Raw genomic sequence first — 22606 nt, forward strand, 5'->3', positions numbered from 1 at the left:
CAGCTGTATTTTCGCAAGCCCGTGTACAAAATAATGTTGAAGAACCGGTCCCGTATGCCCAGGTTGAACAAGGTTTTAAAAATCGCTGCACGGAATTATAATTCAAATATCACCTGCTTCGCATCATTTGCAGTTATAAATATTCGGCCCGGGCGTGAACATTCTTATTGCGGCCAATGCCATTCAGCCGGGTGTTAACTGCAATATAGTTTGATAAGTTATCCGTACCAACCTTACATACGCTATCACAACCGGTTAAAAAAATGATTACGGTAAGATTTGCTTTATTGTACAACTTTGCCGTAAATACTGTGTATGTTTACCCAGCTTTAGAATGATATCGCAGCCGGCCGCATTATAGCTACCCTGGAAATAATGTAGCCCAGGTGTTCTAAAAAATTTGCATGCAGCGAATTGTAAAAAATGATGTCAAAGTAGGTATTATAATTCACCATTATTATTAAAAAATAAACAAACTCTCATGAGAAAAATTGCAGTGGTCTTTACTGTACTTCTGTGCAGTATTTCTGCCGTGTTCGCCCAAAACACAGTCAAGGGCAGAGTAACGGATATGAAAGACGGTACTCCTATTGCAGGTGCCACAATTAAAGTAAAAGGAGAAAAGAAGTCCATTACATCAGGTGCTGACGGCTCGTTTGAAATTATTGTAAAGCCGGGAAGCGCAATAGAAATCAGCGAAGTAGGGCACAGCCCTCAAACAGTTCAGTATGATGGCTCCGGCGATCTGGATATAAAGATGACACAGGACACCAAGGCCCTGTCTGAATTAGTAGTAACCGCCCTCGGTATCAAAAGAGAAAAAAGAAATTTAACCTACAGTGTGCAGGAAGTAAGAGGAGATGCTATCGTTGCCGCAAAGCAGGATAACGTGGTAAATTCTTTGGCGGGCAAGATTCCAGGAGTTCAAATCACCAACTCGACCGGTATGCCGGGAAGTGCCTCACGTATTGTAATCCGCGGCGCAACTTCTTTAACTGGCGAAAACCAGGCCTTATTTGTTATTGATGGTGTGCCCATGGATAACGCAGAAACAGGTTCACCGGCTGCGGGCTCGCTCACAGCGGGTTCATCTGCCAACAGGGCGATAGACATTGATCCAAACATTATTGAATCAATTACTGTTCTGAAAGGTTCTGCTGCCAGCGCCATTTACGGTTCTTCCGGCGCCAGGGGTGTTGTTTTAATTACCACCAAAAATGGCGGGCTTAATAAAAAGGCACAGCTGAATTTTTCCAGTTCGTACAGCATTGACAATCCCATTTTACCAGGCTTCCAGGATAAATATGCACAGGGCCTGAATGGGGTTTATGTAGATGGCAACAATGGTCAGTTTGGTTCTGGTTCATGGGGACCGTTGATTGATACCTTAAAAGTAAACGGTGTACCGGTAAAAAAACATAACCAGGCGAAAGAGTTTTTCAGAACCGGCCATAGTTACGACAATACGGTAAGTGTAAGTGGCGCCGCCAACAATTCACGCTACTTCTTTTCTTATTCTTATTTAAAAGATGATGGTCTGATCCCCACTACCAGTTTAAACCGGCATGCTATTTTTGGAAAATTTTCCAACCAGGTGGCGGATAAACTCAACCTGTCTTTTCAAATGAACTACGTAAATACCGACAACCACCGCACAAACGAAGGTAACGGTTTGGGAAATCCATTGTGGACAGTATATGGAGCTCCTATTTCATGGGATCCTCTCCCCAGCACCAATCCTGATGGAACACAACGCTTGTACCGTGCTGCAAGAAATAACCCTACATGGCTGGTTAATAATACTGGTTTTCAATCCAACGTAAACAGGTTTATACCAGTAGCCGCACTTACCTATACTCCCTACACCTGGCTTACACTAACCGAACGACTGGGTGCGGATATGTACACCGACCAATCTGACTATCATGAAGCAAAGGGCATTGTAGGCGGTTTAAGTCCGGATGGCGGCGTGATTAACCGCAACGAAAACTTCAAGCAGTTTAACAATGATTTCATTGCCGATATACATAAGCAACTGACTTCAAAAATATATGGCTCTTTTCTGCTGGGAAGCAACCTGTTTTCAAAATCTGATCGGTTTGACCAGGCCACAGGTTTGGGATTAGGCATAGATGGCTTCTATAACATCAGCAATACTTCCAAACAAACATCCAGCAGCAACCTTTACAGGTATCGTAAAGTGGGATTTTATGCGCAGGCCAACCTGGAGTACGAGAAGCTGCTAACCCTCGCCTTAACCGGCCGGTATGATGGTACTTCCACACTGGCACAGGATAAAGCTTACTACCCTTACGGTTCAGCAGCGCTGGGCTTCATTTTCAGTGAATTAATGCATGATAAATCCTTCTTAAGTTTTGGTAAAATAAGGGCTTCTTATTCACTGGTAGGCAGTGATAATATCGGGCCTTATGCTTTAACAACGCCTTACTCTTCAGCCGTTGTTTCCAATATCACGTTCCCCTACAATGGCCAGACAGGGTTTTTATTAAATACAACCCTGGGAAGCAATAAGCTGAAAAATGAATCATTAAAAGAAATGGAAATTGGCCTTGATCTGAAATTCCTTAAAAACAGGTTGTCTTTTGAGGGATCTTATTTTAAACGTACCAGCTCCGACCTGCTGGCGCCAATCCAGATTGATCCTGCCACAGGTTTTACCAATGCCAATTTAAACGTAGCAACCATTGAAAACAAAGGATTCGAATTGTTACTTAGCGGTATACCCATTAAAACAAAAGATGTAACCTGGGAAATAAACCTCAATTTCAGCCGCATCCGCAACAAGGTGATTGACCTTGGTCCGGGCTTAAACTCTTACCAGTTTGGTGGCTTTTCAGGAGGCGGTGGTATCTATGCCTTTAAAGACCAGCCTTACGGCGTTATTTTTGGCTCAAGATATAAGCGGAATGCTGCCGGCAGAATTTTAGTGGATGATGACGGAAGAGCAATACTGGATGACAATAACGGACCAGTAGGCAACACCAATCCGAACTGGACAGCAGGTTTTTCCAACACCATTACTTATAAAGGATTTTCTTTCAACTTCGTTTTTGATGTAAAGAAAGGTGGCGATCTCTTCAACTTTGATGAACATTACAACTGGTTTTACGGTACTCCCAAAGCTACAGAAGACCGCAGCCCAAGACTAATAAACGGTGTACGGGAAAGCGACGGAAAAGAAAATACAACGCAGATCTCAGCCCAAACTTATTTCAGGGATTTAAGCGCTATCGACGAGGCCGTAATTGAAGATGGAACGTATGTGAAGTTGAGAAATGCGGGTATTTCCTATACGCTGAGCCGCGCCAAAATGGGCAGGTTTCCTTTCAGTGCTTTAACATTTACCGTAGCCGGCAGAAACCTCTGGATATACAAACCACATTTTTACGGATCTGATCCTGAGGCAAACCTGCAGGGCGGTGGTAACGGCCAGGGCCTGGTGAATTATATGGTACCTACAACCCGTTCAATCAGTTTTGGTTTAAAAGCTACATTTTAAAAAACAAGCAACATGAAAAAAATTAATTTCCTCATACTATTTGTATTTTTTATTTCCGCGAATGGTTGTAAAAAATTCCTGGATGTAAATAAAAACCCCAACAATCCCACGGAGGTTCCGGAATCTATTTCACTGCCCGCAGTGGAAACAGTAATTGCTACCGAAATTGTGGGAGGCAATGTAACTTTCGGCGTATCCACTACCACTTCGTACTGGACACAACAGCTGGCATTGAACCAGGAGCAGCCGCAGATTGATGGGTACAAGATTACAACAGACGGAGTAGACTGGTATTTTTTATACCCTACCATTAAGAACCTGCAGTTGTTAAGCAGCAAAGCAGTAACCAATAGCAATTACGCATACGCTGGCATTGCTGAAGTATTGTCGGCTTATACCATGGGTATTATTACCGACCTGTGGGGTGATGTGCCTTATTCGCAGGCGTTAGCCTCCGACAATATCCGTCCGACTTATGACAAGCAGGAAGACATCTATAAAGGCCTACAGGCACAATTAGATAAGGCAATTGAATACTTTGGTAAACCAGCAGGATTAGCACCAGGTTCAGATGATTATATTTATGCCGGTGATATGGATAAATGGAAAAAGTTTGCCTATACCCTTAAAGCAAGATATTACATGCACCTTACAAAGGCGCCAGGCTATACCGCTGCTGCGCAGGCAGACCTTGCGCTGGCCGCTTTGCAAAACGGGTTTGGCAGCAATGCTGATGAAGCATCATTTGCCTACCCGGGAACTTCCGGAAATGAAAGTCCATGGTTCCAGAACACCTTATCCGGCGCCGGTGGTGTAGTGCTATCTTCCACATTGATAGACTCCCTGGTTGCACGCAATGATCCACGATTGCCGGTAATAGCTGCTGAAGCTGCCACAGGTGGCGGGTATCATGGAAGGATAATCGGTACTGGTGCCAATCCCGACCCCGACGCATATTCACGCATCAATGATTTTTATGCCGGTGCGGCAGCCAGTGTGTATATATTAACTTATACTGAAGCGCTGTTTCTTAAAGCCGAAGCTACTTTAATCAAAACCGGATTCAGCGATGCACAACCTATTTACCAGGCGGGTATTAAGGCACACATGACCAAGCTGGGACTCAATGCCAGCTCTCCCGCTGTAGCAGCTTACCTGGTAAAAAGAGGTACGTTGACAGCCGGCAATGCATTGCAAAGAATAATGGAAGAAAAATCGCTGGCTAACTTTTTATCCGTTGAAAATTACAATGACTGGAGGCGCACTGGCTTCCCTTTGTTAACCCCGGTGCAACACAGTTATTACCCTGCCATACCGGTACGTTTTCCTTATCCTTTAACATCCATTACCAGCAATCCTCAACCTCAGCAGTCTGCTACTGTTACCACGCCTGTTTGGTGGGATAATTAATATTTTTTAGTACTACTGTAAAGAGGCGCTTTGTTACACAAAGCGCCTCTTTATTTTTTAATAGAAAGCGTTGGGAAAGCAAAAGAAATGTACAACAGCAACAGCTGTCAGCAATTCGATACTTTGTATAAAATACAGTCAACAATCGCCGCTCTATTTCGTCATGCTATAGCTGAACTGTTCGCCAATGGCCGCGTCGTAACTGGTAATAAATATACTCGATAATTTGATGTCAGGAAATACTGCCGGACAACACTCTTCGCCATCCTCCTCTTAACTGGAATGCCTTTTGAAGCTGCAAAATAAAAAGTTTTGTTTAGTATCAAACGGGGTAACATGATCTTCTGTAATACACCGGATCTTGTCAAAACCATTGTGTAGTTCTGCTGCTAATTGCTCTTCATTGTATTGCCTTACTTGCAGTCCGCTGCATTTCTCCGGGCCGTTTTCGGAGAAAGTGCCGATGGTTAAAAAGCCATTCACCGCGTTTTTCGCTATGTTGATATATTGAGCGATTTGCTCACCGGTTGTTAAAAAATGAAAAGTCGCCCGGTCGTGCCAAACATCAAAAGTGGTGTTGGGTTTAAATTCCGTGATGTCACTAACTATCCAGTTAATTTTTTTAGCCTTATCTCCCAGCCTTTTTTTTGCTTTTTCAAGTGCCTGGGCCGAAATATCGAGCACCGTTATATTTTCAAAACCTTCGTCCAGCAAATAGTCGGCAAGTTTACTGTCGCCTCCACCAATGTCAATAATTTTGGCAGTTTTCGGTAACCCGAAAGAATGTATAAAGTTCAGTGAAGTTACAGGGATGGCTTGTGTCCAGCTTACCTGGCCGGCATCTTTAGTTTTATAAATGGTATCCCAATGATTTTGTGTTGTATTACCCATATTATAAAGTTCTGAAGAAAAACACTTTTCCTGTGTTACAAAAGTTGCACTTGGGTTACATGATATCTTTTTATGCAGTTAACTACAGCGGGTAACATCCGGATAAGAAAGATTGCACCAACCAGTACCCTGTGGAAATGCAATGCCGTAAACACAATACATGGTTAACCGCGTGCTGGTTACAATAGTGTTACCTCCTGTTTCGCAAAATAATAGCTCACAGCTTCCTGGACCGCCTGCAGAGAACTATACCTGGGCTGATAGTTAAGTAATAGTTTTGCCTTTTCAATGCTTCCATTAGGGCTATGGGTAATATGGTCCCATGTAAGTTCTGCATCTCTTTGGCTGACTGTCGTCTTCCATTCTTCCCAGGGTTTAAAACAAAGGTTGGCTTCCTGCCCGAACCATTTTGCCATCGCAATGGCAAAGCCTCTCAAAGTAATTGCCTGCTCAGAAACAATATGAAAAGATTCGCCGATACAGCGCTGCCTGTAGTCTATCGCATGCAGGAAGGCTTGCGCTACATCATCCGCATGCACATGGTGCAGGGTTTCCATCCCCTGGTTAGGTAAGGTAACTGATTCGCCTCTTGCTAATTTCACGAATATTTCCGGATCCAGGTTCCCGGCAGGATTGATGGGCAGCCACCCCGGCCCAGTGATATGCCCGGGGTGTAATATTGTAACCGGAAAGCCCTGCCGGCGGCAAACGGACAGCAGGTAAGATTCTATTTCGGCTTTGTTAATACCATATTCATCTATGGGCTTTTGCTCCTGGGTTTCCTTCGCCGGCACCAGTTCGCTGTGCCCATGCACCCACATTGTGCCACAGTGTATAAATTGCTGCACCTCCCCCATCAGTGCTTCTGTAAGCATTGTAGCACTTGCCTGCGTAAAACAAATCAGGTCAATTACAACGTCGCCCTGCAACGCTTTAATAGCTGTACCAAAGGTTCCGCCTGTTTCAGCTTCCGGCCGGTCGATTAGAACATGCCTGACAAACTTCCAAAGCGGGTTTAAACTATAGGGCACACTTTTTTGCCGGCTGACACAAGTGACTTCGTGACCTGCTACTACCAACAGGGGAACTAAATAAGTGCCTATGTGGCCGGTGCCACCGATGACTACAACTTTCATTTTTACCTTAATTTGCTTTGATGCCATGATGAAAACAAAGCATACACCCAATACGTTTTTAATTTGCTTTAGCAGTGCTTTTTAACTATCACAACGGGAGTTTGTGGCAGTTAATACCGATATCAAATATCACTGTTAATAATTACATAGTTCATCAAATTCTGCGACAATTTCATGCTCATCTTATAAGCATCATATTCTTTAAAGCTTTTTATTTTAGGAGTGAAAAACAAATCACATCTTCATCAAAGCCGGATAAAACCGCAGGTACACTTCAAAAGCCATCGGATTTTTGCCGTATAAATTATTCAGCTTGTTATCTGCATGGTAGAACGTAAACTGGCTGCCCCCGGCTATTTTGGTTTTTCCAATCTTCAGCAGGTCGTAATTAAACCCGAGGCTAAAAGCGTTTACAGGAAAAACAGCACTGTGTCCATAGATCGATTCATCGAGATTTAATTCTTCCACTGATTTTTGAACATACTCATACCTGCCATGAATGGCAAGTTTGTTGCGGAGCCATGAAGCTTCCAGCAATAAAGCATTTTCACCAACGTGGCCTTTTATTTTGTTTTGCCCCCAAAGTGCAACGGCATTCAACCAGCCGCTACCCGGCAAAGGCAAACTGTAAATGGCAGAAGCTGTAGTACGGTTGACGTCTTCGCTTGCATGCAACTCTTCCGGGCTTTTTATAAAACCATGCGATACCTGCAAAGCCCAGTTTTTGGAAGGGTTGTACGATAGTCTGCCGCTCCAGCTGTCAAAACGTGGCTTATCAAAATCAAAACGTTTATCATTCGGCTCCCTCCCGGTAAATGAAGAACCTTCCAGTTTAATATTACCCAAACGAACACCCAGCGTTGCTACGCCGAACGTAACGTGAGTGGCATCAGCCCAGTGGTGAGAAAGTGGCGCATCGGGATTGTATAACGCAGACGGGCGGTGCATAAAGGCAACCGGACCCAGCGCAGGTTCGCCAGGATAAGCCAGGTAAATAAACACGTCGGCTTTTTTTGAAAGCGCCTGTGCATAGCTTACAGACAGCTCAGAAAATAAGTCGTGCGGATGTTGCCTGTCGACAATGGGCTTGCCTTTATAAGCTTCGCCGCTTTGAAACAACAACGGATAACCACCACCGCCCATCGTGACGGCATCCAGCGAAAGCATAGTATTGAAATGCAACAACCCGTTGTTGCCTGCTTTTCTTTGGCCCATCCACATCAGCCAGTTCGGGGCATCCACTTTATCGCCACCCCTTACCCCTTTGTTTGAAAAATCCTGGTTGTTGTACCTGAGAAAAAGGTTGTAATGCAGCATGTGCATCCATTTTTTTTTATGATACATATTGCCATACATCGGTGAGGCATCCGGCAGCCACCCTGTACCGGAGCCATTTCGACTCATGGGGAGGTGTAGCGAAAAAGCATGGCTCATGTTGCCCATATCCATGTCATCGTCCATCATCGTATGGTCTTGCTCCATCATTGTATCCATTTCCATTGGCATTGTATCTTTAGCTGTATGCTTCGGAGTATCCTTCATGGGCATGGGATGTTGCTGCGCAGTTGACGCCAGGACCATCAAACAAAATAGTACAGTGAACCCAATTAATTTTTTCATGTATCGTAGTTTGTTTTTCATTACAGTTTATAAAAGTGAAACAAGCAAGCCGGCACTCATTGCTATCATCAGTGCGTCTTCAATAATGGTAACGCTACTCATTGGTAAATTGAAAACCGCTCCCAGGCACGCACATTGTATTTTTCTTTTATTGAATACGCTTTGCAATACCCCTATAATACTTACTCCCATAACAATTAGTGTTCCTGAATTGGTGATGAATGGCTGAAAGTTCAGGGCATATGCGATACCCAGCAACAGCTCAATAAAGGGGTAAATAAAACCCCATAGTCTCATTCTTTTTGCTACAATATCATACATCGCATAACTATCGGCAAAGCCGCTCAGGTTCAGCATTTTGAAGAATGAAAATGTGAGAAAGAAGCCTGCCATAAAAACATTCATTCCCTGCATTTGATTAAACCCGCCCTGTGCAGTAGCTGCAATTAATGCGACGGTTGTGATATAGCCAAAAATTAGCAAGAGAGGTTTGTATGCAGCCAGCCAGCTTTTTGTCTGTTCCGCAGTTTCGTTGTGTTCCGTTTCAGCTATTGCATATTTTTTGTCAAGTGCCTGTTGAAGAACAGCAAGTGGAATATGCTGGTCCATACTGATAACTGCTGTTTGCTTTTCTTTTGAAACTTCAACGGCCGTAATATTGGGCAGCTTCAGCAGACTGCTTTTTACATTGGCTTCGCAATGACCGCAGGTCATGCCCGTAACTTCATATGTATGTGTCATAATTGATTATTTTGACACAAAGTTAGTCTGGGCTGCAGGGCTGCCTGTTACGGAATTTTGTATTTGATTTATAACATTTACAGGTCTTCTATATTCTGCCTTTTATTTTCTTTAAGCGATTTAAAATAGCTGGGTGTAAAGCCGGTTATTTTTTTAAACTGGTTAGATAAATACGCAACGCTGCTATAGCCCAATTGATCAGCGATTTCAGAAATTGTCATTTCATCATACACCAGTAATTCCTTAGCCTTTTCAATGCGTTGATGAATGAAATATTTTTCAATGGTAGTGCCTTCAACTTCTGAAAACAAGTTGCTTAAATAATGGTAATCCTGGTGAATTTTAGAGGTGATAAAAGCTGACAGGTTGGTGTGCAGGTCGTTGTCTGAATGATGTACCAGTTCAACGATGGCATTTTTTATTTTTTCGATAGTCTTACTTTTTTTGTTGTCTATCAGTTTAAACCCAACCGCTTTTAAAGCCGTATCCAGCTGGAGTAACTGATCTTTTGATAATTCGTTTTCAATTTCAACTTCGCCCAAATCAACTGATAGTGGACGATGTCCCATAGTTTCCAATTGCGCCTTCACCATCATTTTGCAACGGCTGCAAACCATGTTTTTTATGTAGAGTTTCATATTTTATTCATCTTGTTGTACCCGCGAAAGTTAACAGGGCAATACTTTATATCTAAGTGATATAGCTGCATTATTTCATCAGAAATTGTCCGGATATTTTGCGTACAGTTCAGGAAACATAAGCTTCAAATCATCACTCTCTTCTGTCCATTCTTTTCCGGTTGTGTACTGGTTTTCTTCAAATGCAGAGGGGATGTCCTGCCCCGTCATCTCCTGGAAAACAGTGGAAGCAACATAGCCCAAACCTTCCCAGTCAACCTCCTCTATTTTATCTGTGTTAACTTCTACAAGGCTTTCCGGATCTTGAATCGTTTTATAATAAAAGGCTTTGCCTTGTCCTATTACCCATTCCCTGAAATCGTTAAAACTGTCGTCACTACAGCCGCCATGGATAATATAAATGGCACCCCAAAGCTCCCACGTATTTGCCCGGCCCCTGAGATAACGAAACCGGTTGTCAAACAACATAATGTCTCCGGCGGTTAGCTTACCCAATTCGTCCGCCAGCGCTTTCTGTTGTTGTTCATAGTCGCTACCTGACTTATCTTTTGTTGTTTGGATAATTTTCCAGAATGGATCTTCATCCATTAATTGATCTGAGGAAGTAAAGCTGGTGTCTTCGGGCAGCTCAACGTTTGAGCCTTTCTTTGTTCCGCCAAAAAGTTTGTCAAATAGTCCCATAACTAACTTTATTTATTGTAATGTACCACTTGTTTAGGATGAAGGGTTCCACATTTCGTCACCTCATCTTCTTTCATACATATTTTTTCAGCTGCTGATAATTAGTAATTACATTTTCGCCTGGCAGGCTTTCATTTTCCCCAAGATAGTCATACAAAACGGTAGCAATACCCAATTCTTTTGCTGCTTTTATTTCTGAATGCAGGTCATCACCAATAACCAAAACCTCATTGGGGGTAAGATTATACCGCAACATAATATCCTTAAAAAAATTCTTTTTTGTCAGCGAAGAAGCAATCGGATCAACAATGATTATTTCTTCAAAATGATCTTTAATATTCAGGTGATCAATTTTACTCAGCTGCAACTTTTTAAATCCGGTTGTTACTAAAAATTTCAAACAGGTTAATTTTGTAGTCAACGCATAATCATCAAAAGGAGCTATTGTGTCATCATAAGTAAGTTCGGTTAGCAATTTCAAACAGGTAGTTGTCAGTGCATCGCTGAAGGCATACATCTTTGCTACTACCTGGAATGGCTTTCGCATAATCTCCGCTTTTATTTCGCCCATTGTGCCTTGATAATTCCCATCATTCTCAATGGTTCTAAAAAGTGACTTGAATAGTTGATCACCTATAGCCGCAACCGGGTAGATGGTATTGTCAAGATCAAATATGATTGCTTTTTTTGTCATGGCTAAATTATTTACCTGCTGCCATTAACCGATAATGAGCAATACGGACAGGTGGCATAAACATGAAGCAGTGTGCTATCAGGCATGGATTCCGGGAAGAGCAATGATTGTTTATATATATGCCTGAGAAGAAATTTGGTTACCTTCTCAATATCTTTTCCATCGCTTTTCCTTTGGCTAATTCATCGATGAGCTTGTCAAGATATCGTATCTTTTGAATCACTTTGTCCCCGATGTCTTCTACCCGGTATCCGCAAATAACACCAGTTATTTTTGAAACATTTTCGTTCATCGCAGGAGCTCCGGCAAAAAATGTTTCGAAATCATTTCTACTGTCAATTTGTTTTTGTAATGTTTCTTTGTTGTAACCTGTTAACCAAAAAATAACCGCATCAACCTCATCCTTCGTACGACCTTTTGCCTCCGCTTTTTTTATGTATAAAGGATAGACACTGGCAAAAACAAGTTTATATATTCTATTCTTGTCCATTGTAGCATTGTTTAAAAATCAAGCCAGGTTAATGTTCAGGTCTTAACACAGCCGGGATATTACTTTCGTCCGCACAAAACCCTGTGCTGAATTTATAACTAAAAATTCAATATTCTAATTGCAATTTAAAGTTACCCGTTAATCCGGAACTAAATACTGGCTTGCTTTGGTTAAAGCCAAGGCCTCAATTCAATAATACCAAATGTTGGCAGCACGCTATTCTTTAAGTTGTTTTATTTTTTCAAAATACCCCATTACTTTTTTTTCAGTTTTAAACTGTAAAATAGTGTGTGCTTTAAAAAGTTCAGTTCTAAGTTGCCTGTAAACTGAAACTGCATTTTCTAAACTATCCAAAAGTGATGCTCTTGTATAGCCGGGTATTGTAGCTTTTAAATCTTCCAGGTCTTTGTTTGAAATTTGAGTTTCTATTTTCCTGACACCTCTTGGTAAATTGTTGTTTTTAATGTGTAGCAAAGGGCCTAATACCACCATTCTTAAAAAACCCAAAAAGTCAAATGCTTCTAATAGTTCACCACGTCCGATTTTCAAAAGTGCGTAGTGTATCCAAATCCAAAAACGGTCTTCAATCCATTGGTCGTCCGGGTAAGGAAATTGAAATTCTGTCTGTTCAATAATTTGTTGTAATTGATTGTTTGTATCCAGCAAAATTACTGGTTGCTCAATTCTATGTTTAAATTCTTCACGTGTCAAAAACTTGATATCAACGTGCAACAATGGGTTATCGTATAAGCAAATTAAAACCCTTGGCTCGCCAACGTGTTCCCCTGTGAATCCGGTTAAAAGCTGTCCAAACTGGCTGGCATATCCAAGCATTTTATTCTTGTCGGCTGAAATTTTTTCCTTGGTTACCACTATGAGGTCAAGGTCTGAAAACTCATCAAGTTCATCGGTAAGCCACGAACCTGCAACGGCTAAACCAATAACTGAATTGTCTGTTTTTAAGATTTCTTTTACCCTGTTTGCAAAATCTACTTGTAGCATCTTCGTCCTGCTTTGAATTTAAGGCTATGTCACTTTATGTTGGCGCTAACAACTCAATGGATGGTATTGCACGCAAGTAAAATAAAAAAAACTGAAATTGAAAAGTATTTCTTTACCATTGGCAATCCTGTTTGTTAACCGGGCAATGCACCACCATCATGCTGTATTTACTTCATTGCAGCAATCGTATAATTGCTGTATACAGCAGCCGGTTGTTGTTACTGATATTCAAATAATGCCAGGTCGTTCTGCTGTCAAAAAAATAGCAAGCCATTCGCACAAGGCTGTCGTCTCCCGGCGTATATGCCGGAAGGATGGCTACTTTGATAAGCCGTCAATTTATTTTAACAAATAAAAATTTGCAGCAGCGTTTACGTCTGCACCAGCATCCAGTCTGCATTGGACGACTGATGCAGCAAACACATCATTGAAAGCAGCACACCAACACACAGCGTTTGCCGCAGTTGGCATTGGTTTTGATTTTAGCAGCATACAACCAACCTCATGACTAAAAAACTACTATTGGTACTGGCGCTGATTACAGGCAGTATCGCATTTAAAGCTGCAGCCCAGGTTCATATTAATGTAAATATTGGCGTTCGTCCGGCATGGTGCCCCGTTGGGTATGAGCAGGCAGCATACTATTATATGCCAGATATTGACGCTTACTATGATGTACCGCAAAGACAGTTCATTTACCTTCAGGGTGGTGACTGGATTTTCGGTGCCTCCTTACCTGATCGTTATTGCAATTATGATTTGTACCGATGTAACAAAATAATGATCAACCAGCCAAGGCCTTACCTGCGGAACGATTATTACCGCCGGAGATATGGCGGCTATCGTGGCTACGAAAATGAACGTTTTGTAAGTTATGGGCGCAACGAAAGATACCGTGAGGAGCGGGAGCGTCCATACGAACGCAGGTGGGTTAACAACGATGGCTACAACCGTGGCTACGGCCGGGATTGGCACGAGCGCGGGCGGCACAATGGTCATCGCAGGGATTAACAACATGGATTACCTTTCATTATATAAAGGTCAATTTTTCCACTTGCGAAAAATTGACCTTTTTTATTGGCTGCAATCGAGGGATTGAAATAAATAAGCTGCAATATGCAGGGAGTTTGTTGTCCTGTTAGACTAAAACGCTTTTATCAGTTGTTGGCACTTTTTAGAAAATCAGTAATTTTTTCAACATCAGTTTTGGTAAGGTTAGCCCTTATTTGCATGTGTGTACCAACGATATCCCAGTTATCGTTATTTAATTCACCCGGGGCCGGTGCATTGTGGCAACGGTTACAGTTTTCTCCCCACAACTGTGCGCCCGATTTGTTGGCTACTTTAGCTGATACATAACAACCGGTTAATAAACTGGTTGCTAAAATAACAATGCTGAATACCGCGAATATTATCAATATTTTTTTCATACAATTTTTTTTAGGAATTAAAAACCAAATACAACAGAAGCATAGAATGTTTTAGGCTCATCGCTTTTAGACTGATATGCCAGCTTTATAAGACTGTTCCAGTGCAGCCAGTAATCAACCGCAAACTCATTGGAAGTTACAGCGGCTCCGCCCCATGGGGCGTTTACAGGTCGTTTATAATTGGAGTACCTGTAGGCAAATTCCAGGTTTCTGAAAAAAGTATTGTCAACCAGCGCAGGCCTCAAACTCCCTGATAAATACCAGGCCCTGGGTGAATTGGCAAACAAGTATTTTGTTACGCCATCGGCGGCCAGGTAAGCTGCGTTGGCGCCTGTTTTCTGGTGCCTTAATTCACCCGTAATACGCAGCGTACTTTGCAGGGCACTAATATTTTGGTACCAGTTAAGATCTACCGCCTGCATATCCAGGCTTACGTTCTCATTTTCAGTACCCGCGTCGCCGGTTTTTGCTTTATGCTGAAAAGAAAACCCCAACTCAAGATTAGATGCTGCCAATGGAACAATAGCAATCCTTCCGCCCACCGCCAGGCTGTTATTATTGGCTGTATAAGCTTCGTAATCAAACTGCCCGGCATTTAATGTATCCGTTAATAAATGAGGCCCGTTCACAACATAGCAATCGTACAAAATTTTAATGTCGCCAAAAGGCAAAGCACCCAGGGCACCAACACCGGTTTCAACGGAGGCACCAATACCGCCATCACCAAAGCCTGTGGGATTAGATGAAAAGCGGTTTATAAAACCTTCGGCAAGCCGCCCGCGGTAAGCGCCGAATTTTGGTAAAAATCTCCCTGCATGCAGAGTGAGGTAGGGGTTTACGGTATAGCACATATTGGCGTATTCAAGGCCAAGGTCTGCACTGCCGCCGCCGGTTTCAATTTCCATTTCCGCTTCTATAAAAAGCCTGGGCGAAATACGCCATAAAAAAATGGGTTTAAAGTTGATTTCACCAAAACCTTTAGCAGCGCTGTTGGAAATATAGCTTGCTTCCGCATTACCATAAACAGCAAATTTATTTGAACCGGGAGATGCCTTTGCAACGGCAACATTGACGGAATCCTGAGCCTGAGCTGATACGCACGATAACAGCAGGAGCACAATAGCCGGAATTATCTGTCTCATATATTTTGTTTTAGTTGTTTATTTTTTTACAAACGTTCTGATGTAGCTGATCAATTCCCAGCGCTGTTTTTCGGTTAGCGTAGTTTTGTAGGATGGCATCGGATTATGCCCCTCACTCATTTCCCAAAAAAGTGCACCATCCGTTTGGTTTTGTATAAAGGTGGAAGTATGGTCTGCAGGCTTTATCGCTAAACCTGCAGCGGCAACACCATCGCCTTTGCCCTTGCTTCCATGGCAGGGCATACAATACGTAGTGTATATTGTTTTAGCCTCCTTTAAAGTTGCCGCATCTGGCACAACCGGATTTTTTACCGCATCTGCAGATTTTGGAGCGATCCATTTGCCACCCTTTACCTGGGCCTTTGAGATAACGGCAAATAATAAAAACAAAATACTGATGGTTAACCGCAGCTGTAATAAAGCAAAACGGCTTTTGTTAAATTTGTAAGGCAGCATAAATTTATTTTTTTATAAATCTACTCCTGATACCAGCCTTTGCCAATGACTTTTTTACAGCATACAAATGATTGGTATCATGTTTAAGATGCCTTCAGCGGGATCAATTGATGCAATAACAATTGGTTAACAAAACACCCTTGACATTTAAGGAAAAAAAATAAACCATCAAAGTATAAATAATTTTCGCAATGCCATAGCGTTGTAAGGCAGAATGATAAATTTATCAGTTGGAAATTTGTAAAAACCTTCTGCTAAAACGGAAGCTGCCCAACGGGCTGATGGATCCATTATGCCATTCAAGCACAATGCAATTTGCATTGTTGACACGCAATAGGATTCGAAAGAATCAGCCAATGCTAAAACCAAGCCGCCCAAGAAAATATACCACACGAATACGTTCCGGCCATATGTGTCCTGGAAACAGAAAGTGCGCAGGAGGCGTCCGTATTTTAGACAACTATCCCTTTTACGGAACTGTTCACTTTAAAGAAAAGCTGCCAATAAATGGTCATCATGCGGCGGAACTTTACTACCCCACCAGCCGCATTTACAGGCGTTTTTACTTAGTTATTCTACAGTAAAGCAGGTTGCAGAATTCTAATTTGCAACTGCGTTCGTACCGTTACATCAGCCGTTGTAATTGTACCTCGCAGCATTTAATCCGACGCATAAAACTACCATTTATGAAACAGCATCATTACATACCATTTTGTTTCGTCCTGCTTTTACAAAACTTCTCTATACAAACAACTACAGCCCAAATTTGCCAGAAGGAAAGTAGTCAAACCGATTTTTTAGCAGGCACTGCTTACAATGTTGATCTGTTGAGCAGCCCCGGAGATATTACTTTACCGGCATTGGTTATAGACCAGCAAAACGCCTTACTAAGCAATACCGGTACAGCGCTTACGCCCACCAGTTATGGCGGACAAACATTTACACCTGCTGTCAGCGGCAGCCTTGCCAAAATTGCAGTTAGCCTTTTCTGTAGCAGTTGCACGGGCACTACCCCCGATCTTGTTGTTGAAATAAAAGCTACTGCGGCGGCAAAGCCAACTGGCACAGCCCTGGCAACCGGAACCATTGCAGGTTTTAATTCAGGGACCGCTGTAGATGCGGTTGCTAATTTTACAAGTCCGGCTACCTTAACTGCGGGCACTATGTATGCCATTGTAATTCATCCGTTGGCAAAACCATCTGCAGGCAGTTATGCCATTCAACGCAGCACCGGTGATGTATACGCAGGGGGAACAAATATCTGTGGATCCTCTTCCGGCACGGTGTGGTCAATACCCCTAACGCCCGGCTCTACTGATGTACGTTTTAAAACTTACATGGTAAACCCCAACCCCATTTCCGGCGATTTTACATCACAGTTGCAGGATGCAGGCACGTTATTAACATTCAGCGGCCTGGGATTTACCGCTGCCAAACCTGCCGGAACAGATATAAAATTTCAGGTAGCGGCCAGCAACCACAGTGCAGGACCTTTTACATTTGTTGGTCCGGATGGCACCGCCTCCAGCTATTTTACCAACAGCAACGCTTCACTTTTACAGTTTACCAATGTGCAGTATATTCAATACAAAGCGTACTTAACTGCCTCTAACGGCTATGCTTTACCCATAGTAAACGATGTAAACATTTGTCATTTGACCACCATGGCTGTTAAATGGCTGGAGGTGTCTGGCGATATAAACGATCAGCACCAGGCTGCATTAAACTGGACCATACAGGAAACCAATACCGACCACTACATTGTACAAAAAAGCGCCGACGGTAAACGGTTTATCAATGTTGGTACTGTTGCCAGCAAAGGGGATGGTACAAAAAGATATGCCTTTACAGAGGCTGTGGAAGGCAACGATGGCCTTTTGTTCAGGATACAGCAGGTAAATAAAAATGGAAGTTCTTCCAACTCACCCGTTAGCAAAATACTTCCACGTGTGTTAAATAGTGTGACGGTTTTCCCTAACCCTACAGATGGCTTCGTAAGACTGAGCACAGGTGCGAGCCTGTTAAACACAAAAGCCATACTTACCAACTGCGATGGTAAAATAATGCTTGGTTTTGCTATTCAATCTACTTCGTATGTATTGAATTTAAGCAGTTTTCCTGCCGGCATTTATATCTTAAAACTGGCCAATGGCACTTCTCAAAAAATAATTAAAAGATAACGGAACCGGGCTTTCTTGTCCTGATAATCCAATGCCCCTCACCCCGGCAACAAATGGTGGAGCCGTTGGAAACTGAATGCCTTGTTTAAAAATTTATTGAACAATTTTTTGTGGGTTTACAGAGCCGCTTTGTTGGGATGCAAGGCGGCTTTTTTTGACCTGTTGTTTGCATTGTACAATAACAGGCAGGCAATTTGCTGCCCCATACTCTATGCATTGTTTGAATTATACAATCATTGGTTTGAAAACAGCAATCGCTGCCTTCAATGCCTGTCGTAGTTTTGCAGCACAATCATTTGCCCACCGGGGCGGCAACATTCATCATTTAAAAATTAACGCAACATGAAGTATAACCTGCTTGGCACTACCGGCCTGAAAGTATCTGAGCTTTGCCTGGGCACCATGACCTTTGGTGGTAAAGGCATGTGGACCGCTATTGGCACGCTGCCTCAAACCGAAGTTGACACCATTGTAAAAAAATCGGTAGATGCCGGCATTAATTTTATAGATACAGCCAACGTGTACAGCGAAGGCCTCAGCGAACAACTCACCGGCCAGGCCATCCGCAACCTGGGGCTGCACCGCGACGAGCTGGTAATCGCCACCAAAGTAAGGGGTAAAATGGGCGAAGGGCCTAACCAATCGGGCCTTACACGTAAACATATTTTGCAACAGGCAGATGAAAGCCTGAAAAGACTACAACTGGATTACATTGACCTGTACCAGATACATGGCTTTGATGCGATTACGCCATTTGAAGAAACCCTGCATGCGCTGGATACACTCGTGAATAGTGGAAAAGTACGATACATCGGCTGCAGCAACCTGGCCGCCTGGCAACTGATGAAGTCGCTGGGTATAAGCGAGCGGAAAGGATATGCTAAATTTGTATCATTGCAGGCGTACTACACCATTGCCGGCCGCGATTTGGAAAGAGAACTTGTACCACTGTTAAAAGATCAGCAACTGGGCCTGATGGTGTGGAGCCCGCTGGCGGGTGGATTTTTAAGTGGCAAATACACCCGGCTACAAGGTGCGGAAGACGGGCGGCGTGCAGCCTTTGATTTTCCGCCAATTAATAAAGAAAAAGCCTATGATATTATAGATGTGATGCAGGCAATTGCCACCACTAAAAATGTATCGGTGGCCCAGGTTGCACTGGCGTGGTTACTGCACCAGCCGGTGGTAAGTTCTATCATCATTGGTGCTAAAAGGCCTGAGCAGCTGGATGAAAATATCAAAGCAACAACGGTATCCCTTGACGCAGATGATCTGATAAAACTGGATGCTGCAAGTAAATTAAACCCGGAATATCCCGGTTGGATGCTGGAAAGACAGGGTGCCGACCGAAAAGCATAAATCTAAAAAATAAAGATGCCAACAACAGAAACACTGGAAGATTTTTACAGGCAAAAATTCAATCAACTTCCCCCGGGGCCGCAGCAGGACCCGGGGCATTTCAATGTGTTCCGCATAGAAGATAGTGTGGGCTTAGGCAAGCCGCCTATGCAATACAGCCGCAGGGAGTTTTACAAAATCTCTTTGGTGAGGGGGCACCAGCGCTATCATTATGCAGATAAAAGCATTGAGGCGGAAGGCACTACGTTGCTGTTTTTTAATCCTACAGTGCCGTATAAAATGGAACAGGCAGGAGGCCCGCCAACAGGACGCTTTTGTATTTTTAAAGATGCTTTTTTTACCGAGCATATACGTGGCAGCCTAAAAGACCTGCCCATGTTTGCCCCCGGTGGTAAACCAGCCTATATGCTGGATAGCCACCAGGACCAATACATCAATGCGGTGTTTGACAAGATGCTGGATGAGATCAGCAGCGGTTACCGTTTTAAGTACGACCTGATACGCAACTACATCATGGAGATTGTGCATTATGCATTGAAAATGGAGCCAGCGGAAAATTTATATGAGCATACAGATGCCAATGCGAGAATCACCGCGGTGTTTACTGAGTTACTGGAAAGGCAGTTCCCCATTGAATCACCGGCGCAGCAGTTTAGTTTGCGCAGTGCGAAAGATTTTGCACGGCAGCTGAACGTACATGTAAATCATTTAAACAGGGCCATCCGCAACACTACCGGTAAAACCACCACCGCACATATTTTTGAGCGGCTTATCAGCGAGGCCAAGGCATTGCTGAAACATACAGATTGGAACGTATCTGAGATCAGCTATTGTTTGGGCTTTGAAGAACCAGCGCATTTTAATCATTTCTTTAAAAAGCAAACCAGCACTACGCCTACGGCGTTCAGGAGTTAGATGAATTTTATGATATCGTGAGATGGCGCCTTATTGTAGCAGTGTGCATTTTTATAACGATAAGCAAAAGCAGCATCCTTGCAATAACGCAGGCCACCAGTTATGATGGCTAATCGGCACGTAAAAATTCTTTTGGAATTGCTGCAGAACCGGCAACATTAATTGTTTTGGCAAAGCTTACTTTCCTTTTATCCTGCTATAAAAAGAAACAAAAAAATCAATAGGCCGTGGCGGATAATTACATAACGGCTTATCTCTAAAATCCCTGCATTTAATCTGGCAGCAACCCGTAACGTTGTATCCCGTAAGCGTGAATTTTTTCACTGAAAAAATAATTTAGTGAAACTGTTTGAAATTAAAATAACAGGAGCAGCGCTTACATCCACGTAAAAGGATCGCCGGATGCAATGTGCGTAATGGGTATACCAGGTAACATGGGTTGCAACCATTGCGCTACCCACTCCATGCCTGGCTCCTCGCTTACGCTGTGGCCCAGTACAACAAGTGCAGTCTTTGACCCCAGCAGTCTGCCATCGCGGATAAATTCAACAGTTTCCCATTCAGATGCTTCGCCGATAATCAGTACATCAGGCTTGTCTTGCAATACCGCTGCCATTTGCCTGTCGCCACCCCAGGCCCCCGGCAGCAAGGCGATGCGCTGGCAGTTTTGCTGCGGATCGCCTATTACCCGTACATGCGCAATGCCCAATGATTTTTTGAGGTGCTGAATGAGTGCAGCAAATTTTATTGCCGGAAGCTCCAGCAGCTTTTCACTTTGTTTATAATAGGGCAGCCATCCCGAATTTTTTGCCACGCCATAACTGATGGCATCCGGTTGTAATGCATGGCAATAATCGTGAAAGCGCCAAACCGTAATACTATGCTTCGCCAGCAGGGCTGCCTTTTGCTCCACTATTGTATTGTCTTTTACCTGCGTTTTATTATCGGTGTGATTATAAAAAGTGGGCTCGTGGGCGATGATAAAATTGGCATTTCTTTTCACTGCCGCATGAATCACATCAATGGTGGCAAACATGGTGGTAACAATGCCGGTCACTTTTTGATCGCCACTCCCGCTTTTAAGTGTGTCCACGGTTTCCTTAAAAGGTGCACCCGGTACTTCTTTTAAAATCAGGTCCATTATTTCCTGCACAGTATATTCTTTCAGCGAAGCACCGGCTGTTGCTGCCATCGCAAAGTTGTTGACTGACAACAATGAGATACCGCCGGCAAGTTTAACGGTATCGGATAAAAAAGATTTTCTGCTGTAATTAGTTTTTTTGTACTGGTCGGAAGGCTGTTTCATATTTGCGCTATTGTTTACAAAATGGAAATTGATTTAATAAATACCTGGCATTAAAGGCATATGATTTGTTTAAAAGAATGACGTAAACCTACTAAAAAGTCATAAACCTGGAGGTGGTATTTCATCCAGCTTAGTAACGATATAATTTACCTGTGCTGTTAAAATACACCAGGTGAGCAGTCCAAGGAGAAGAAAAATAGAACAGCCATGGTAAAAAAGGTAATCACTTTAAAGGTTAAAACAAAGCGTCCCGGCATTTTTCGTGTGGGAACAAGCAATGTTGTTTTGCCCGGCAACAAGCAATCTTTTCCAACCGGCTTTCAGCACAGTAGCAGGCTGCAATATTACGGTTCCCTATTTAACACCGTAGAACTAAACAGTACTTTTTATAAACTTCCACGTTTGAGTACGTTTGAAAAATGGGCACAGGAAGTAAATGGCAATTTTAGTTTTACCATTAAACTTTCCAAAGAAATAACACATGGAAAGGAGCTGCGGTTTGACCCTGAAAAGATCACTGAATTTATGACCGCCGCGGCAGGCATAGGCAACAAAGCCGGTTGCCTGCTGATTCAGTTTCCTGGTAAGATTACGCTGGATTATTTTGCCAAAGTAGAAAATATTTTTGAACAGCTTGCAGCAGCAGATCAACTAAATCAATGGCGCAAAGCGGTTGAATTCAGGAGCGCCGGCTGGTATATTGCAGAAACTTATGAACTGCTGAATGAATATGGAATGGCACTCGTATTGCACGACATATCAAAAGGAAAAAACAGCAACCCAGTGGCCTCACCCGGTTTTATTTACTGCCGGTTTCATGGACCAACAGGCGATTACAGGGGAAGTTACAGCGATGCGTTTTTACTCGAACAATCCATCAAAATAAAGGGCTGGCTTAAAGAAGGAAAGGATGTGTTCGCCTACTTTAATAATACCATGGGCAACGCCTTTACAAATGCCCTTACCTTACATCGCATGGTTGAAGCATAATTAAA

At 42.9% G+C, this 22606-nt stretch carries 20 protein-coding genes; 7 read left to right on the top strand and 13 right to left on the bottom strand.

The annotated features are described in order from the left end of the window. Positions 1-481 precede the first annotated feature (481 nt). Both JWR61_RS19785 and JWR61_RS19790 read left to right on the top strand, forming a co-directional pair. Positions 482-3520, top strand: a complete 3039-nt coding sequence (locus JWR61_RS19785; protein WP_301929452.1) for a SusC/RagA family TonB-linked outer membrane protein — start codon at positions 482-484, stop codon at positions 3518-3520. Between the two features lie 12 nt (positions 3521-3532). Beyond that, on the top strand, positions 3533-4930 hold the full coding sequence (locus JWR61_RS19790; RefSeq protein ID WP_301929453.1) for a SusD/RagB family nutrient-binding outer membrane lipoprotein: 1398 nt from the start codon (positions 3533-3535) through the stop codon (positions 4928-4930). 273 nt (positions 4931-5203) lie between these two features. Here JWR61_RS19790 and JWR61_RS19795 read toward each other — a convergent pair whose 3' ends face one another. The 9 genes from JWR61_RS19795 to JWR61_RS19835 all read right to left on the bottom strand — a co-directional run bounded on the left by JWR61_RS19795 (position 5204) and on the right by JWR61_RS19835 (position 12823). Continuing rightward, positions 5204-5821, bottom strand: a complete 618-nt coding sequence (locus tag JWR61_RS19795) for a trans-aconitate 2-methyltransferase (protein ID WP_301929454.1) — start codon at positions 5819-5821, stop codon at positions 5204-5206. Positions 5822-6000: 179 nt separating this feature from the next. After that, positions 6001-6957: an NAD(P)-dependent oxidoreductase gene (locus tag JWR61_RS19800; RefSeq protein WP_301929455.1), complete on the bottom strand. Its 957-nt coding sequence runs from the start codon at positions 6955-6957 to the stop codon at positions 6001-6003. Positions 6958-7191: 234 nt separating this feature from the next. Further along, positions 7192-8577, bottom strand: coding sequence for a hypothetical protein (locus JWR61_RS19805; RefSeq protein ID WP_301929456.1), 1386 nt, complete (start codon positions 8575-8577; stop codon positions 7192-7194). A 27-nt stretch (positions 8578-8604) separates the two neighbouring features. Beyond that, a complete protein-coding gene (locus tag JWR61_RS19810) occupies positions 8605-9318 on the bottom strand; it encodes a heavy-metal-associated domain-containing protein (protein WP_301929457.1) in 714 nt (237 codons plus the stop codon). 77 nt (positions 9319-9395) lie between these two features. After that, complete coding sequence (locus JWR61_RS19815) at positions 9396-9956, bottom strand: AraC family transcriptional regulator (protein ID WP_301929458.1); 561 nt, start codon at positions 9954-9956, stop codon at positions 9396-9398. Positions 9957-10034: 78 nt separating this feature from the next. Then, complete coding sequence (locus tag JWR61_RS19820) at positions 10035-10637, bottom strand: DUF4240 domain-containing protein (RefSeq protein ID WP_301929459.1); 603 nt, start codon at positions 10635-10637, stop codon at positions 10035-10037. Positions 10638-10710: 73 nt separating this feature from the next. Then, positions 10711-11331, bottom strand: coding sequence for an HAD family hydrolase (locus JWR61_RS19825; RefSeq protein ID WP_301929460.1), 621 nt, complete (start codon positions 11329-11331; stop codon positions 10711-10713). A 139-nt stretch (positions 11332-11470) separates the two neighbouring features. Then, positions 11471-11821 carry a DUF2200 domain-containing protein gene (locus JWR61_RS19830; protein WP_301929461.1) on the bottom strand — a complete coding sequence of 117 codons (351 nt, stop codon included), beginning with the start codon at positions 11819-11821 and terminating at the stop codon, positions 11471-11473. Between the two features lie 216 nt (positions 11822-12037). Continuing rightward, positions 12038-12823, bottom strand: a complete 786-nt coding sequence (locus JWR61_RS19835) for a nucleotidyltransferase domain-containing protein (RefSeq protein ID WP_301929462.1) — start codon at positions 12821-12823, stop codon at positions 12038-12040. A gap of 504 nt (positions 12824-13327) precedes the next feature. On the opposite strand from JWR61_RS19835, the gene JWR61_RS19840 reads away from it, so the two are divergent. Next, on the top strand, positions 13328-13834 hold the full coding sequence (locus tag JWR61_RS19840; RefSeq protein WP_301929463.1) for a hypothetical protein: 507 nt from the start codon (positions 13328-13330) through the stop codon (positions 13832-13834). Between the two features lie 146 nt (positions 13835-13980). Here the strand turns inward: JWR61_RS19840 and JWR61_RS19845 are convergent, their stop codons facing one another. Genes JWR61_RS19845 through JWR61_RS19855 form a run of 3 tightly spaced genes read right to left on the bottom strand, consistent with a single transcriptional unit; the run spans position 13981 to position 15851 of the window. After that, entirely contained in the window at positions 13981-14253 is a 273-nt protein-coding gene (locus JWR61_RS19845; RefSeq protein WP_290339266.1) for a cytochrome c, read from the bottom strand. 17 nt (positions 14254-14270) lie between these two features. Beyond that, positions 14271-15395 (bottom strand): hypothetical protein, encoded by a 1125-nt coding sequence (locus JWR61_RS19850; protein ID WP_301929464.1) that lies wholly within the window; start codon positions 15393-15395, stop codon positions 14271-14273. A gap of 18 nt (positions 15396-15413) precedes the next feature. Continuing rightward, positions 15414-15851, bottom strand: coding sequence for a cytochrome c (locus JWR61_RS19855; RefSeq protein ID WP_301929465.1), 438 nt, complete (start codon positions 15849-15851; stop codon positions 15414-15416). A 686-nt stretch (positions 15852-16537) separates the two neighbouring features. Here JWR61_RS19855 and JWR61_RS19860 point away from each other — a divergent pair. From JWR61_RS19860 to JWR61_RS19870, 3 genes are all read left to right on the top strand, one after another. Beyond that, the gene (locus JWR61_RS19860; RefSeq protein ID WP_301929466.1) at positions 16538-18031 is read left to right on the top strand and encodes a T9SS type A sorting domain-containing protein; all 1494 of its coding nucleotides are present in this window, start codon (positions 16538-16540) and stop codon (positions 18029-18031) included. A gap of 342 nt (positions 18032-18373) precedes the next feature. Further along, positions 18374-19390: an aldo/keto reductase gene (locus tag JWR61_RS19865; RefSeq protein ID WP_301929467.1), complete on the top strand. Its 1017-nt coding sequence runs from the start codon at positions 18374-18376 to the stop codon at positions 19388-19390. A 15-nt stretch (positions 19391-19405) separates the two neighbouring features. Next, positions 19406-20305, top strand: coding sequence for an AraC family transcriptional regulator (locus tag JWR61_RS19870; RefSeq protein WP_301929468.1), 900 nt, complete (start codon positions 19406-19408; stop codon positions 20303-20305). A 376-nt stretch (positions 20306-20681) separates the two neighbouring features. On the opposite strand, the gene JWR61_RS19875 is transcribed toward JWR61_RS19870, so the two are convergent. Further along, positions 20682-21611, bottom strand: coding sequence for a Nif3-like dinuclear metal center hexameric protein (locus tag JWR61_RS19875; RefSeq protein ID WP_301929469.1), 930 nt, complete (start codon positions 21609-21611; stop codon positions 20682-20684). Positions 21612-21818: 207 nt separating this feature from the next. On the opposite strand from JWR61_RS19875, the gene JWR61_RS19880 reads away from it, so the two are divergent. Continuing rightward, on the top strand, positions 21819-22601 hold the full coding sequence (locus JWR61_RS19880) for a DUF72 domain-containing protein (RefSeq protein WP_301929470.1): 783 nt from the start codon (positions 21819-21821) through the stop codon (positions 22599-22601). The last annotated feature ends 5 nt before the right edge of the window (positions 22602-22606 follow it).

Origin of the sequence: Ferruginibacter sp., from assembly GCF_028288465.1 — a bacterium.
Lineage (GTDB): Bacteria > Bacteroidota > Bacteroidia > Chitinophagales > Chitinophagaceae > Ferruginibacter.

Coding starts and splice junctions, on each gene's coding strand:
- JWR61_RS19875 (WP_301929469.1), bottom strand. CDS start 21,611: ATGAAACAGCCTTCCGACCAGTACAAAAAAACTAATTACAGCAGAAAA.
- JWR61_RS19845 (WP_290339266.1), bottom strand. CDS start 14,253: ATGAAAAAAATATTGATAATATTCGCGGTATTCAGCATTGTTATTTTA.
- JWR61_RS19855 (WP_301929465.1), bottom strand. CDS start 15,851: ATGCTGCCTTACAAATTTAACAAAAGCCGTTTTGCTTTATTACAGCTG.
- JWR61_RS19820 (WP_301929459.1), bottom strand. CDS start 10,637: ATGGGACTATTTGACAAACTTTTTGGCGGAACAAAGAAAGGCTCAAAC.
- JWR61_RS19830 (WP_301929461.1), bottom strand. CDS start 11,821: ATGGACAAGAATAGAATATATAAACTTGTTTTTGCCAGTGTCTATCCT.
- JWR61_RS19865 (WP_301929467.1), top strand. CDS start 18,374: ATGAAGTATAACCTGCTTGGCACTACCGGCCTGAAAGTATCTGAGCTT.
- JWR61_RS19785 (WP_301929452.1), top strand. CDS start 482: ATGAGAAAAATTGCAGTGGTCTTTACTGTACTTCTGTGCAGTATTTCT.
- JWR61_RS19870 (WP_301929468.1), top strand. CDS start 19,406: ATGCCAACAACAGAAACACTGGAAGATTTTTACAGGCAAAAATTCAAT.
- JWR61_RS19810 (WP_301929457.1), bottom strand. CDS start 9,318: ATGACACATACATATGAAGTTACGGGCATGACCTGCGGTCATTGCGAA.
- JWR61_RS19840 (WP_301929463.1), top strand. CDS start 13,328: ATGACTAAAAAACTACTATTGGTACTGGCGCTGATTACAGGCAGTATC.
- JWR61_RS19860 (WP_301929466.1), top strand. CDS start 16,538: ATGAAACAGCATCATTACATACCATTTTGTTTCGTCCTGCTTTTACAA.
- JWR61_RS19835 (WP_301929462.1), bottom strand. CDS start 12,823: ATGCTACAAGTAGATTTTGCAAACAGGGTAAAAGAAATCTTAAAAACA.
- JWR61_RS19850 (WP_301929464.1), bottom strand. CDS start 15,395: ATGAGACAGATAATTCCGGCTATTGTGCTCCTGCTGTTATCGTGCGTA.
- JWR61_RS19795 (WP_301929454.1), bottom strand. CDS start 5,821: ATGGGTAATACAACACAAAATCATTGGGATACCATTTATAAAACTAAA.
- JWR61_RS19825 (WP_301929460.1), bottom strand. CDS start 11,331: ATGACAAAAAAAGCAATCATATTTGATCTTGACAATACCATCTACCCG.
- JWR61_RS19790 (WP_301929453.1), top strand. CDS start 3,533: ATGAAAAAAATTAATTTCCTCATACTATTTGTATTTTTTATTTCCGCG.
- JWR61_RS19815 (WP_301929458.1), bottom strand. CDS start 9,956: ATGAAACTCTACATAAAAAACATGGTTTGCAGCCGTTGCAAAATGATG.
- JWR61_RS19805 (WP_301929456.1), bottom strand. CDS start 8,577: ATGAAAAAATTAATTGGGTTCACTGTACTATTTTGTTTGATGGTCCTG.
- JWR61_RS19880 (WP_301929470.1), top strand. CDS start 21,819: ATGGTAAAAAAGGTAATCACTTTAAAGGTTAAAACAAAGCGTCCCGGC.
- JWR61_RS19800 (WP_301929455.1), bottom strand. CDS start 6,957: ATGAAAGTTGTAGTCATCGGTGGCACCGGCCACATAGGCACTTATTTA.